Below are 13735 nucleotides of genomic sequence, written 5' to 3' on the forward strand. Positions count from 1 at the left end.
TATTCAGCGCACCAGTTGGTTGATCTCGATGATCGGCATCAGGACCGCCAGCACGATCAGGAGCACCACCAGGCCCATGGCCAGGATCAGCACCGGCTCCAGCAGGCCGGCGATGGTGAGCGTGCGGCGCTCGAGGTCGGCCTGCTGCGAATTGGCGGCGCGCTCGAGCATGCTGGGCAGCTCGCCGGTGATCTCGCCGGCGCGGATCATGTGCACCAGCATCGGCGGAAAGTGCTTCTGCGCCGACAGGGCGCGCGCCAGGCTCACGCCTTCGCGCACGCTGCCGGTGGCCTGTTCGACCAGTTCGCGCATCGCCACGTTCGACAGGGTGTCGCGGCTGGTCTCGAGCGCGCGCAGGATCGGCACGCCGGAACCGGTGGTGATCGCCAGCGTGCTGGCGAAGCGCGCCGTGTTCAGGCTGCGCTCGAACTTGCCGTACACGGGCGCATTGAGCAGCCAGGTATGCCAGCGCCGCTTGAGGTCCGGATTGCGCAGCGCGCGCCGCCACAGCCAGAAGGCGCCGATGAGCAGAATGCCGACATAGATGCCGTAGGCTCGCACGAAGTCGGAAATCGCCAGCATCATGACGGTGAGGAAAGGCAGCTTCTGCTTGGTGTTGGCAAACACCGAGACGATCTGCGGCACCACGTAGGTGAGCAGGAAGATGACGATGGCAAAGGCCACCACGGTGACGATGGCCGGATAGGTGAAGGCCAGGCGCACCTTCTGCACCAGCGCATTGCGGCGCTCGATGTAGTCGGCCAGGCGCGACAGCACGCGCGAGAGCTGGCCGATCTGCTCGCCGGAAGACACCAGGGCGCGGTAGATCTCGGCGAAGTCGCGCGGGTGGCGCGACAGCGCGCTGGAGAAGGCCACGCCGCCGATGACTTCGGAGCGGATCGAGGCGATCAGGTCGCGCACGTAGGGGCGTTCGGCCTGTTCCAGCAGCGCGGTGAAGGCCTGTTCCAGCGGCAGGCCCGCCTCCAGCAGGCTGGCCAGCTGGCGCGTGAACAGCGCCAGCTCGACCTGCGACAGGCGCTCGCCGAAGCCGCGCGAGCGTGCCACGCCGGCTTCGTCCACCTGGGCCGCGATCTGCTCGACCGACAGCGGCGTCAGGCCCTGGGTGCGCAGGTCGGCGCGCGCCGAGCGCGGACTGTCGGCGTTGACCACGCCCTTCTTGGTCGCGCCGCCGGCGTCGACGGCCTCGTAGCGGAATGCTGGCATGGTTTACATCCTCTTCCGCTAGTCCTTGGTCACGCGCACCAGCTCGGCGCGCGTCGTGGTGCCGTCCGCCAGCCAGCGCTCGCCGTCTTCGCGCATCAGCCTCATGCCCGACTTCTGGGCGGCGACGCGGATCTCGGCTTCGGAGGCCTGGTTGTGGATCTGGGCGCGGATCTCTTCGGTGGTTTCCAGCAGCTCGTAGACGCCGACCCGGCCGTGGTAGCCGGTGTGGCCGCAGCGCTCGCAACCCACCGCATGCCAGCCGGTGGCATCGCTGACCTTGCAGTGCGTGCACAGCTTGCGTACCAGGCGCTGCGCCATCACGCCCAGCAGCGACGAGGACAGCAGGAACGGCTCGATGCCCATGTCCAGCAGACGGGTCACGGCCGAGGCCGCATCATTGGTGTGCAGGGTGGCCAGCACCAGGTGGCCGGTGAGCGAGGCCTGCACCGCGATCTGCGCCGTTTCCAGGTCGCGGATCTCGCCGATCATGATCACGTCCGGGTCCTGGCGCAGGATGGCGCGCAGGGCCTTGGCGAAGCTCATGTCGATGCGCGCGTTGACCTGGGTCTGGCCGACGCCGTTGAGGTCGTATTCGATCGGGTCTTCCACCGTCATGATGTTGGTGGTGGACGCGTTCAGGCGCGACAGCGCGGCGTACAGCGTGGTGGTTTTACCCGAACCGGTCGGGCCGGTGACCAGCACGATGCCGTGCGGCTGGTTGATCAGGCGGTCGAACTGCGGCAGCATGTCCGGCGCCATGCCCAGGTGGCTCAGGTCGAGGCGACCCGCTTCCTTGTCCAGCAGACGCAGCACGGCGCGCTCGCCGTGGCCGGTCGGCAGCGTCGAGACGCGCACGTCGACCGGCTTGCCGCCGATGCGCAGGGTGATGCGGCCGTCCTGCGGCAGGCGCTTCTCGGCGATGTCGAGCTGCGACATGATCTTGATACGCGAGATCAGCGAGGCGTGGATCGCCTTCTTGGGACGCACGATATCGCGCAGCGCGCCGTCGACGCGGAAGCGCACGACCGAGGTCTGCTCGAAGGGTTCGATGTGGATATCGGACGCGCCTTCGCGCAGCGACTGCGTCAGCAGTGCGTTGATCATGCGGATGACCGGCGCATCGTCCGAGGATTCCAGCAGGTCTTCGATGGCGGGCACGTCCTGCAGCAGGCGGGTCAGGTCGAGGTCGGCATCGAACTCGTCGACCACCTGCGAGGCGTCGCCGCCGGCGCCGGCATAGGCCTTGGCGATGGCGTCGTCGAGCTCGCCGCGATCGAGGCGGCGCAGGGTGATGCGGCCGAAGCGGCGCGAGACTTCCGCGATCGCGCTGGGCGCCGTGGCGCCGGACACCAGCACCTCGACGGCCTGGCCCGGTTCGTCACCGCCGCGCGCCAGCACGCCGTGGTCACGGGCGAAGGCGAAAGGCAACAGATTGTTCATGGTCAGCTTATTTCTGGTTCGATGGCGTCACCGGACGAAACTGGGACTGCGGCGTCGCCGCCTGGTTCTGCTGGCGCTGCTGGCCTGGCGGCACCGGTTGGCCGCTGGCCGCGCCCGGGGCGCTACCGACGACCGGCGCCGCCTGCACCGGCGCGGTGGCCATGGTGCCGCCGACGGGCGGCTGGCCACCCGTCAACGGCGGCAGCTGCGGCGCGCCGAGATCGCGCATCAGGATCGTGTCTTCCTGGCTGGCCTGGCCCGAGGCGCCGACGGCGCGCATGTATTCGTAACGGTCCATGGCCAGCGAATGGGAAGCTTCCTTGCTGCGCACCACGACAGGACGCAGGAACACCATCAGGTTGGTCTTGACCCGGGTGCGGTTGCGGTACTTGAATAGGTTGCCCAGCACCGGAATGTCGCCCAGGCCGCGTACTTTCTCTTCACCGTCGCCTTCGGTGTCCTCGATGAGGCCGCCGAGCACGATGATCTGGCCGTCGTCGGCCAGCACATTGCTTTCGATCGCGCGCTGGTTGGTGGTCAGGCCCTGCGGCGCGTTGCGGGTGGCCGGGTCGACGCTCGAATTTTCGTGGAGGATCGCCATCTTGATGGTACCTCCCTCCGAGATTTGCGGGCGCACCTTGAGCAGCAGGCCGACGTCCCGGCGGTCGACGGTCTGGAACGGGTTGCCGCCGCCGGTCGCGGCGGTGGTCGTGTACGAGCCGGTGATGATCGGCACGTTCTGGCCGACCTTGATCGTCGCCAGCTCGTTGTCCAGGGTGATCATGTTCGGTGTGGACAAGATGTTGGCATTGCCATCGTTTTCAAGGGCGCGCGCCACCGCGCCCAGGCCCAGCTCGCCGCCCACCTGGCGGAACAGGCCGAAGGTCAGGCCGCCCGGGATGCTCGGCACCGAGGTGCCGGACAGGCCGGTACGCGCGGCCGCGGCCAGGTTGACGATGTTGCTGCCCTGGGCACCGCCGGTGAAGGACTGGACGCCGCCGACGCGGTACTTGCTGTCGCTGTCGCCCGAGGCGCCGATCCACTGCACGCCGAACTCCGAGGCCTTGTTGGAGGTCACTTCGACCACCAGCGCCTCGATGTAGACCTGGGCGCGGCGCACGTCGAGCTGGTCGATGACGCTGCGCAGGTTGCGGTACACGGCGTCCGGCGCGGTGATGATCAGGCTGTTGGTCGAGGCATCGGCCTGGATGAAGCCGGAGCCCTGGCCGCCGCCGGCGCCGCCCGCGGTGAGCTGGCTCTGCTGGCCGTAGGTGCCGCCGGTGCCGGAACTGGCGAGGCTGCCCTGCTGGCCCTGCTGGCTGCCGAGTCCGCCCTGGCCGGTGGCGCTTCCGCCCATGCCTGCGGAACCCGCCTGGATCGAGCCGCCCGAGGTGCCCTGCTGCTGCACCGGCACCGCCGACGCGTCCTGCGACACCACGGCGCGCAGGGTCTGGGCCACGCGGCTGGCGTCGGCGTTCTTCAGGTAGACGACGTGGATGTTGCCCTGCGTCGAGGTCTGCTGGTCGAGGCGCGCGATCAGGGACTTGGCCAGGTTGGCGCGCGCCTGCGAAGGGGCGCGGATCACGACCGAGTTGGTACGCGGGTCGGCCAGCACGGTGACGCGGCCGGAGTCGCCGCCGGCGCTCGGTTCCATCAGGCGGGTGACCAGGGCGGCGATGTCGCTGGCGATCGCGTTGCGGATCGGGATCACGTCGAGGTCGGCCGCCACCGGCGCGTCGAGCGCGGCGATGATCTTGGCCAGGCGGCGCAGGTTGTCGGCGTAGTCGGTGATGACCAGGGTGTTGTTGCCCGGGTTCGCCATGATCGAATTGTTCGGCGAAATCAGGGGGCGCAGCACGGCGGTGAGATTCGCTGCCGATTCGTAGGAGAGATAAAACACCTGGGTGGCGATCTGGTCGCCGGTGGCGCGGCTGGCGCGCACGCCGCCGACCTGGGTCGGCGAGGACTGGGCCTTGGCTTCGGCTTCCGGCACCACCTTGGCATAGCCGTCGCCGCTGGTGACCACCGCATAACCCTGCAGGCGCAGGGTCGAGGTCAGGAGGGCGAAGGCCTGGGTCTTGGTCAGCGATTTTTCCGACACCAGCGTGATCGTGCCCTTGACGCGCGGGTCGATGATGAAGGTCATGCCGGTGTAGTGGCCGATCGCCTTGATCACCGATTCGATGTCGGCGTTGACGAAGCTCAGCGCCGCGGCGTTCGCACTGTCCTGGGCATGGGCAACTGCTGGAAGGAATGTTCCCGCCGTGGTCGCGGCGAAGCAGCACAGCATGGCGCCCGCCGCAACGCGGCGCAGGCTCGGCAGACGGAGGTGGGGTCGAGCAAAGGTGGTGCGAATGTTGTTGGTCATTATCTGAACTCGAGTGCGATTATGTTTTTGCCGTTCACCATGCGGCGCTGGCCCAGCAGGTTGAGCATATTGCCCAGCGTCTGTTCGTATCCTTCGGCGGCCGACGCCTGGCCGGAAAAGCGCAGGCGGCCATTTTGCAGCATACCCGAGCCCGTCAATACGAGCGCACCGCGTACGGTGCGCAGGTTCAGGTCGGCCTGGCTGCCGCGCCAGTCGAATGCCATTTCATAGCTGCCCAGCGGCCGGATGGGCGACATGCGCGAACCCATGTCGGTCATTGTCAATACCGTACGACCCTGCACCGCCACCGTATTGGGCTGGCGCAGCAGGTCGAGCGTATTCCAGACCAGCCGGATGGTGCCGCTCGGGGCCAGCGTGTTGAGCGGCGCGCCCAGCCCCGCCAGGCCCTCGGCCGGCAGCAGCAATTCGCCGCTGCTCACCTGCCACTGCGACCAGCTGCCGTCGATGCGGACCGGGCGTGCCAGTGCTTGCGGGTTTTCCAGTTCCATGTGGACTTGGCCCAGCATCACCAGCGGCGACAAACGCCATGCGAAGCGTCCCGGCAGCAGCGGCGTCACCGCCCCGCCCTCGCCCGGCGCCCCGCCCACGAAGGCTGAGCCGTTCCAGAGCGTACCTTGCGCATCCCCCAGAGTCAAACGACCGCCGGTCTGCTGTTCCACGATCGGCCCCAGCCAGGAAGCGGGCAGGAAGGCCAGCACCGTGACGAGCACGGCCAGCACGACCGGCACTGTCCACAACAGCAGGCGCCTCATTGGGCCGGCGCGCTGGCCTGGCGCAGCGTGAGGGTGGCGTCGACCTGCCCCACCGCGCTCAAGGCGGTGAACGTGGCGTCCTGCACCTGCACGCGGTTCTCGCGGCGCTGGGCATCGAGCCAGGACACCAGGTTGGCGAAGGACACGCCGTTGAACTGGATCTTGGCGTATTCGCCGGTCATGGTGACCGAGCCGGCCTTGAGGCCACGCTGGGCCATGCTGGCGTTCAGCGCCTCCGAGCTCATGGGCGCTACCGACGGCGCCGGCGTGGCGGCCAGGGCCTGGGCTTCGGCGGCCATGGTCTGCAGCTGGGCGGCCTGCTGGCGCAGCGCGGGCAGCGAGCGTTTCAGGTTGTCGCGCCCTTCGATGGCCGGCGCCAGCAGCAGCGCATAGACCAGCGACACCCCCACCACGGCGCCGCCGACGGCCAGGAACTTGCGTTCCTGGTCGGTACGGCCCAGCCACCAGGTGAGCGCACGCTCGCGCAGGGCGCTGAATTTCGCGCCGAACTGCGCGCCGATGTTTCCTGCTGCCTTCATTGTGCTGCTCCCGTGGTGGCTGCCTGTGCGGGCGCACCTGCGGCACCCGTGCTGCGGATGACCCAGGTAGCCGGTGCGCTTTCTTCCAGACTCATGTTGCGTGCTTCCAGGATGGAGCGCAGCTGCGCCGTGGTGGCGGGGTCGACGGTGTCAGGTTTGACGCGCACGGTGAGCGTGCGTTCGCGGAACTCCATTGACGCAAGCGTGGGCGGACGCCCGAGGCCGCGGACCGCCTCGCCGAGCTGGCCGGCGATCCAGCCGAACTCGTCCGGGCTGACCTGGCCGCTGGCGGCCTTGGCGCGCGCGATGTTCTGGCGCATCTGGGCCACCGGGTCGATCACCGGCTGGGCCGGGTAGGCGCTGCGGAAGGTCTGGGACATGCCCTGGCGCACCGCGTCGGCCTCGCGCTTCAAGCGCAGCCACTCGATGTTGACGCCGATGATGTTGACCACGATCGCGGCGAGCGCGAGGCGGATCGGCCAGCGCCAGCGGCTCCAGTCGCGCTGGGCGACGCCGGCAGTGCCGAGGCCCGGTACCAGGTCCATGGTGCTGCTTTTGCTGCCTGCGATCCAGTGCTCCCAGGCTTCGCTTTCCAGCGTGATGCCGGGGCCGGCTTCGGCCAGCAGGGCCTGGTATTCGCCGAGCTGTTCGTGCGGCACGTACAGCACCAGCGGGGCGTCGCCCGCCAGCGCGCGTGCGGTCTGCAGCGCGAGCGTCGGGTTGCCGTCCAGGGCCAGACCCAGGCCCTCGTACTGGCCCTGGCGCAGCAGCAATTCGTTGTTGCCGATGGCGGCGCTGACGCTGCCTGGCAGCAGGGGCAGGCACAGCTGTGCCGGCACGGCGGCGACCGATCGCGCACCCATGCCGAGCAGGGCCTTCACCAGCGGTTCGAACCAGTCGCGCTGGACCACGCCGACCGGGCGGCGGCCGTCCGGCAAGGGGGGACCGGCCACCAGCACGCAATCGAGCGGGTCGCCCAGGATGTGTTCTTCGACCAGGGCCGGCAGGGCCGCGCGCAGGCGCGCGCCGGTGAGCGGCGGAGCCTGGACCGGGATCAGGGTGACGTCGGCGCCGGCCAGCAGCAGCACCACGCGGCGGCTGGCGGCGACCACGTCGCCCAGGTTGCGCAACAGGCCTTCGCCCTGCTGCGCGATGGTGCCGGCATCAAGCACCACCGCAAAGCGGCACAGCGCGCCCTCGCCTTCGGCTCTAGCCGGGTGCCGTATATAAAGAGTAGTCAAACTGTCTCGCTTTCTTCTAGTTCTGGCGGGTCCAGATCACTCGGGTTCCGCCGCCGACGCTGACGACGGGGGTTCGCTCGATCAGCGATTCCGCGTTCAGCGCCGCACGGTCGAGCCGAATACGGCTCTGTACGATAAACCAGCGGCTCTTGATGTCCCAGGTATCGTCCAGCTGCTGGTTGTTTGCTGCCTGGCTCGAGAAGTCCGCCGGGGTGCGCCAGGCCGCCGTCTTGCGGCGCGCCACCAGGCTGTTGGCCTGGGAAAGCGACATCCCCGGCACGATCGCCGACAGCAGCTCGGCCGGCACGGTATTCACATTCAGTTTCGTCGCCTCGGTTCCGTAGGGCAGCACGATCACGAAGGGGCGCAACTTCGCCATCACTTCCTGGGTGACGCCCTGCACCGCCAGCAAATCGTCCACCTGCATCAGCGGGATCGGCACGCCGTTGGCCGGCGGGACCGGCGGCAAGACGGACGTCGGGTTCGGCGGATTCGGATCCGGCGGGTTGGGATTGGGTGGATTCGGATTGTTCGGATCCACCGGCACCCCCACCTGCTGTCCCTGCGCAACGAAGTCCGCGATCCGGTTCGCCAGGCGCGCATCGAGGCGCAGGTTGTCCAGCAGGCGGCGGAAGATCTCCACCTGTTCCGGCACCTTCTGGCGGTCCTTTGCCAGGTTGACGAGATTGTAGCGCGACGTTGCGTCAATAATATTACCGGATAAGGTCGCATCAAAAGTTTCCCCTTCGACCCGTTCGCGTTCGATGTACTGGTCGAGCCGGGTCTCGGCCAGCGGGGTGGCCCAGACCTGGTCGAGCGAGGTGTATTGCGAGGTGTAGGCGTCCTGGCGCAGCACCAGGCTGGCCCAGTCGAGGGCGCCGCGCAGGATCCACTTGGTCTGCAGGTGCAGGCGCTGGTTTTCCATCGAGCGCACCTGCACCTGCTGCTGCCAGAACAGGCTGGCGACGATGGAGATGGCGAGCGTGGTCAGCAGCAGGGCCGTGACGACCGCGACGCCGCGCTGGCGCAAGCTGGGTGGCGGCCGGCGCATCAGGTGCCTCCCAGCAGGAAGAACTTGACCATCGGCACGTCCCGCCCCTGCACGACCAGGCCGACCTGCAGGCCGCTGGGGTCTTCGGGCTGGACGCCGTCGGCGATCGGGGCCGGCTCGAGGCGCCACCCGTTGCCCTGCCAGACCATGATGCTCATGCTGACCAGGCCGCTTTGCAGCGCCACCGGCGTCGACGCTTCCGACGGCGCATCGCTGCCGGCCGCCTGCCACAGCACCTCGAGCTGGGCCAGGTCGCGGGTGCCGCGCGATTCGCGCCGGATCAGCTTGCCGTCCACGAGGCGGTAGGACACTACGACCAGCTGCGAGGGTTCGTTTTCGTTGTAGACCTTGCGCACCAACATGAAGCGCCCTTCTTCCCAGACCAGGTTGGGACGGCGGCCGATGATCTCGCGCCCGGCCAGGTGCTCGCAGTCGCTCTGCATCTGGGCGAAGGCCAGCTGCATGCCGCGCGTGGTTTCCATCTCTTGCGTCAGGGCGATGCGGGCGCGCACGATGCCGTCCAGCCCGCGCCAGCCGAGCACGGCCAGGATGGCAAGGATGCTGATCGCCACCAGCAGTTCGACCAGGGTGAAGCCGCGGCGACGGCGCGAGCGTTGTGGGATGCCGGGTGTCATGTCCGCGAGGGCCTCAACACGAGCTGAACCAGTTTGACGATGCGGCGCGTCGGACGTTCGGCGTCATACACCGAGACTTCGATCCGGCGCAATTGCGGGTTCGGGCTGGTCAGGACCTGCTCTTCGCAGATCAAGTTGAGCTCGCCTTGCGGGCAGGGAAAGTTGCGCTTGCCGACTTCGGGCCATTCGCGGCCAAGGCGGATCTGCACCAGCCGGTTCTCGGCCGACCAGGTGGCCATCATGGCGGCGCGCAGGCCGTCGCTGTTGGCGGTCAGGCTGCCGACAGCACGCAGGCCGGCGCCGAGCGCGGTGCCGACGATGACCAGTGCCACCAGCACTTCGAGCAGGGTGAATCCGCGTGCGCGCATCGCTGTCACCTTCATTCGACGGTAAAGTGGCCGATGCCGTCGGCACGGATCGCGACCGCGTTGCCGGCGGTGGCGAGGGTCAGCACGAAGGGCTTGTCGACCGGCTCGCGTCCGAAGGTGATGCGCACGGTGCTGGGGTCGCTGCTCATGCTGGGTTCGAGCACCAGTTGCAGGGGGGCGCCGCGGAAAGTGCGTTCGCGCAGCAGGTCGTCGCGGGTGACCGGTTCCCAGCCGGTGTCGTTGCGCACCACGAAGCGGTAGCGCTCGCCGTTGGCCTCGAAGGCCACCTGGCGGTTGCGCACGATGGCTTCGTCACGCGCCAGCTGCAGCAGCAGGGCCAGGCGCTGGGCCTCCTGCTGCAGGTTCTGGCGCGGAGAAGGGATGGCGTTGAGCGAAGCCAGGCCCAGCGTGATGCCGATGATGACCATCACGACCAGCAGCTCCACCAGGGTGAAGCCGGCGCTCGCCGGGCGGCGAGCTGGGGCGCCCACGGCCCGCATTGGAAACCTTATTCCCAGGAACCGACGTCGGCATCCTCACCGGTACCGCCGGGCTGGCCATCGGCGCCCAGCGAGAAGATGTCCACTTCGCCATGGATGCCCGGCGACAGGTACTGGTAAGCATTGCCCCACGGGTCTTTTGGCAGCTTTTCCATGTAGCCGCCGTCTTTCCAGCCGTTCGCGGCCGGGCCCGAGCTGGGTTTGGTGACCAGGGCCTGCAGGCCCTGCTCGGTGCTCGGGTAGCGCTGGTTGTCCAGCTTGTAGAGCTTGAGCGCCTGCGACATGGTGGCGATGTCGGTCTTGGCGGCGGTCACGCGCGCTTCCCCGGTGCGGCCCAGCAGTTTCGGCACGACCAGGGCGCCGAGAATGCCGATGATCACCACGACCACCATGATCTCGACCAGGGTGAAGCCGCGTGCGCGGCGCTGCTTGCGTTGCGAATCAATGTGCATGGATGCTCTTAGTAAGTATGTCGGTTTGGGCTGACAGTATAAGCCTACACGCAGGGCGGGGCTACCGCGTGCACTGGAGAAATTGTAAGCCGAAGAGCAAGTTTAATTCTGTCTTAAAGCAGTCTTGTTTTTGTACTCATTGTCCTCCGCCGGGCGAACCTTGCACACCGGACAAGCAGGCTGGCGCGCCACCTTCAGGGCAGTCCACTCCATGGCACGGCCGTCGAGCAGCAGCAGGCGGCCGGCCAGCGGATCGCCGATGCCGGCCACCAGTTTCATGGCTTCGGCGGCCTGCATGGCGCCGACCACGCCGACCAGCGGCGCGAACACGCCCATGGTGCTGCAGGCCACGTCCTCGAAGTTGCTGTCTTCGGGGAACAGGCAGGCATAGCACGGGGCTTCCGGCCGGCGCGTATCGAAGACCGACAACTGGCCATCGAAACGGATCACGGCGCCGGAGACCAGCGGCTTGCGCGCTTCGACGCAGGCACGGTTGACGGCGTGGCGGGTGGCGAAGTTGTCGCTGCAGTCGAGTACGACCGTCGCAGCACGGACGAGTTCCGCCAGGCGCGCGCCGTCCACGCGTTCGCGCAGCGCGGTGACCTCGACCTCGGGGTTGATGGCCAGCAGGGCCGCGCGGCCGGAATCGACCTTGGGCTGGCCGATCCGGGCGGTGGTGTGCATGACCTGGCGCTGCAGGTTGGTCAGGTCGACCTCGTCGTCGTCGACCAGGGTGATGCGGCCGATGCCGCCGGACGCGAGGTAGAGCGCGGCGGGAGAGCCAAGGCCGCCGGCGCCGATGATCAATGCGTGCGCGTCCAGCAGACGCTGCTGGCCCTCGATGCCGATCTCGTCGAGCAGGATGTGGCGGGAGTAGCGCAGGAGTTGGGTGTCGTTCATGGGCGCGGGGGTATGCGACGAAAGTCAAATTGGGTTCCGGCCTTCGCCGGAACGACGGTTTTACAGTTAGCAGCTTACGGCAGCATTTGTACCTTGCTACCTAAAGACCGTCATCCCGGCGAAGGCCGGGATCCAATTTTGCAAGCGGGCCGACAGCTTACTTCTTCGCCGGCGCCTTGATCTCCGGCGGCTTCTGCTCCGTCCCCGGCAGAGTCTTCGGCGCCGCCGGCTTCTCGGCTTCCGGCTCCGACTTGGCCAGCTGTACCGGCTGTCCCTTGAAGTGCTTGATCGCCTGCGCCAGCTGGAAGTCGTCCTTGCTGCCGTAGTCGAGCGGCTTGCGGTCTTTCAGCTGGGCGATCGCGCGCTGCTGGGCGTCGAGCGCTTCTTTCTGGTCCTTGGCGGCCTGGGTTTTCCCGGCCTCGCCTTCGCTGGCCAGGTGGCGCTGCAGGTCGGCCTCGCGCACGCGCAGCACGGCCAGCGCGTCGCCCTCGGGGGTCTCGTCCACGCGCATGTCGGGCACGATGCCGGTGGCCTGGATCGGGCGGCCCTTCGGGGTGTAGTAGCGCGCCGTGGTCAGCTTGACGGCGGTGTCGGGCGACAGCTGGCGCAGGGTCTGCACCGAGCCCTTGCCGAAGGTCTGGCTGCCCATGATGATGGCGCGCTTGTAGTCCTGCAGGGCGCCGGCCACGATCTCGGAAGCCGAGGCCGAGCCGCCGTTGACCAGCACCACCATCGGCACCGTTTTGAGGCCGGCGGGCAGGCCGGCCAGCGGATCGGCGCCGCGCTGCGAATAGAATTCGCGGCGGCCGTAGAACTGCTGGTTGGAGTCCGGCAGCTGGCCCTTGGTCGAGACGATCAGCTGCTCAGGCTGCGGCAGGAAGGCCGCCGACACGCCGATCGCGCCCGGCAGCAGGCCGCCCGGGTCGTTGCGCAGGTCGAGCACCAGGCCCTTGATCTCGGGGTTCTCGGCGTACAGGGCCTTGGCCTTCTTGGCCAGCTCCTCGACGGTGTTTTCCTGGAACTGGCTGACGCGCAGCCAGGCGTAGCCCGGCTCGATCATCCTGGCCTTGACGCTCTGCACCACGATTTCCTGGCGCTGCACCGGCACCACCCAGGGCCGGTCCTCGCCGCGGCGCGCGATGGTGAGCGTGACCTTGCTGCCGGCCTTGCCGCGCATGCGCTTGATCGCTTCGTCGAGCGACATGTTGCGCACCGGGACGTTGTCGATGCGGGTGATCAGGTCGCCGGACTTGATACCGGCCTTGTGCGCGGGGGTGTCCTCGATGGGGGCGACCACCTTGACGTAGCCGTCTTCGCTGGCGACCTCGATGCCGACGCCGACGAACTTGCCCTGCACCGCTTCTTTCATCTCCTTGTAGGCCTTCTGGTCCAGGTAGACGGAGTGCGGGTCGAGCGAGGCGACCATGCCGCCGATGGCTTCGGACAGGAGCTTCTTGTCGGAGACCGGCTCGACGTAGTCGGTCTTGATCAGGCCGTAAACGTCGGCCAGCTGGCGCAGCTCGTCGAGCGGCAGCGGCGAGCCGACGTCCTTTTGCGCGTGCGCCGAGAACTGGAAGGAGGCGGCCACGCCGGCCACCATGCCCAGTCCGATCAGCCCGATATTCTTTGCTTTGCCCATCGCTATTCCCTTGTTTCCTAGAATTTGATCCAGCCTGAAGGATCGAAGGCCTTGCCGCGATGCCTGAGCTCAAAGTATAGCCCCGATTCCTCGATACCGCCGGTATTGCCCGCGCTCGCGATCACCTCGCCGGCGCGCACCATGTCGCCGGGTCGCTTCAGCACCGCCGAGGTGAAGCCGTAGGTCGACAGGTATTCGCCGCCGTGGTCGATGATGATCATGTTGCCCCAGCCGCGCATCCATTCGGCGTGCACCACCCGTCCCGGTCCGACGGCGCGCACTTCGGCGCCTTCCGGCGCGGTGAAGAACATGCCTTTCCAGGTCAGGCTTTCGGTACGACGGGCGCCGAAGCGGGCGCGGATGTTGCCGCTGATCGGCGCCGTCAGGCGTCCCTTGAGGGCGGCGAAGGCGCCGGCCGGCGCCGGCGGGGCCAGCGGGACCTCCTGCTCCACCGCGCTCGGGCGGGTTTCAGGCGGCTTCTGCTCGGCCACCCGCGGCGGCGGCTCGGGCTCCGGCTTGGGCGCCGGCTTGCCGCTCTGGCGTGCGATGCGCTCGCGCTCGGCCCGCTCGGCCGCCTCGTTGATCGAGCCGATCTCGGTACGCAG

Annotated in this window: 14 protein-coding genes; all 14 read right to left on the reverse strand. The window is 68.0% G+C overall.

Features of this window, described 5'->3' with window-relative positions; translation table 11 throughout:
• Positions 1 to 3 precede the first annotated feature (3 nt).
• A complete protein-coding gene (gene gspF, locus B2R83_RS05470; RefSeq protein ID WP_209589541.1) occupies positions 4 to 1224 on the reverse strand; it encodes a type II secretion system inner membrane protein GspF in 1221 nt (406 codons plus the stop codon).
• A gap of 18 nt (positions 1225 to 1242) precedes the next feature.
• Positions 1243 to 2664, reverse strand: a complete 1422-nt coding sequence (gspE, locus tag B2R83_RS05475; RefSeq protein WP_292038904.1) for a type II secretion system ATPase GspE — start codon at positions 2662 to 2664, stop codon at positions 1243 to 1245.
• Positions 2665 to 2671: 7 nt separating this feature from the next.
• Positions 2672 to 5032 carry a type II secretion system secretin GspD gene (gene gspD, locus B2R83_RS05480; RefSeq protein WP_051995945.1) on the reverse strand — a complete coding sequence of 787 codons (2361 nt, stop codon included), beginning with the start codon at positions 5030 to 5032 and terminating at the stop codon, positions 2672 to 2674.
• Positions 5032 to 5805, reverse strand: coding sequence for a type II secretion system protein N (gene gspN / locus B2R83_RS05485; RefSeq protein WP_036205947.1), 774 nt, complete (start codon positions 5803 to 5805; stop codon positions 5032 to 5034). The genes gspD and gspN overlap by 1 nt, the downstream gene beginning before the upstream one ends.
• Entirely contained in the window at positions 5802 to 6344 is a 543-nt protein-coding gene (locus B2R83_RS05490) for a type II secretion system protein M (RefSeq protein WP_292038908.1), read from the reverse strand. The genes gspN and B2R83_RS05490 overlap by 4 nt, the downstream gene beginning before the upstream one ends.
• On the reverse strand, positions 6341 to 7585 hold the full coding sequence (gspL, locus tag B2R83_RS05495; protein WP_051995950.1) for a type II secretion system protein GspL: 1245 nt from the start codon (positions 7583 to 7585) through the stop codon (positions 6341 to 6343). Before gspL ends, B2R83_RS05490 begins: the two co-directional genes overlap by 4 nt.
• Positions 7586 to 7601: 16 nt before the next feature.
• Positions 7602 to 8636: a type II secretion system minor pseudopilin GspK gene (gene gspK / locus B2R83_RS05500; protein WP_292038911.1), complete on the reverse strand. Its 1035-nt coding sequence runs from the start codon at positions 8634 to 8636 to the stop codon at positions 7602 to 7604.
• Positions 8636 to 9271 carry a PulJ/GspJ family protein gene (locus B2R83_RS05505; RefSeq protein ID WP_292038912.1) on the reverse strand — a complete coding sequence of 212 codons (636 nt, stop codon included), beginning with the start codon at positions 9269 to 9271 and terminating at the stop codon, positions 8636 to 8638. The genes gspK and B2R83_RS05505 overlap by 1 nt, the downstream gene beginning before the upstream one ends.
• Entirely contained in the window at positions 9268 to 9639 is a 372-nt protein-coding gene (gene gspI / locus B2R83_RS05510) for a type II secretion system minor pseudopilin GspI (protein WP_027867498.1), read from the reverse strand. The genes B2R83_RS05505 and gspI overlap by 4 nt, the downstream gene beginning before the upstream one ends.
• A gap of 11 nt (positions 9640 to 9650) precedes the next feature.
• Entirely contained in the window at positions 9651 to 10139 is a 489-nt protein-coding gene (gene gspH, locus B2R83_RS05515) for a type II secretion system minor pseudopilin GspH (RefSeq protein WP_051995952.1), read from the reverse strand.
• Positions 10140 to 10147: 8 nt separating this feature from the next.
• Positions 10148 to 10591 carry a type II secretion system major pseudopilin GspG gene (gspG, locus tag B2R83_RS05520; RefSeq protein ID WP_292038916.1) on the reverse strand — a complete coding sequence of 148 codons (444 nt, stop codon included), beginning with the start codon at positions 10589 to 10591 and terminating at the stop codon, positions 10148 to 10150.
• A gap of 102 nt (positions 10592 to 10693) precedes the next feature.
• Entirely contained in the window at positions 10694 to 11491 is a 798-nt protein-coding gene (locus B2R83_RS05525) for a HesA/MoeB/ThiF family protein (RefSeq protein ID WP_292038918.1), read from the reverse strand.
• Positions 11492 to 11648: 157 nt separating this feature from the next.
• Positions 11649 to 13130 (reverse strand): S41 family peptidase, encoded by a 1482-nt coding sequence (locus B2R83_RS05530; RefSeq protein ID WP_292038921.1) that lies wholly within the window; start codon positions 13128 to 13130, stop codon positions 11649 to 11651.
• Between the two features lie 17 nt (positions 13131 to 13147).
• The coding region (locus tag B2R83_RS05535; protein WP_292038923.1) for a murein hydrolase activator EnvC family protein at positions 13148 to 13735 on the reverse strand (588 nt) is incomplete at its 5' end.

The sequence above is a fragment of the Massilia sp. UBA6681 genome (assembly GCF_002454935.1).
Lineage (GTDB): Bacteria > Pseudomonadota > Gammaproteobacteria > Burkholderiales > Burkholderiaceae_D > Telluria > Telluria varians.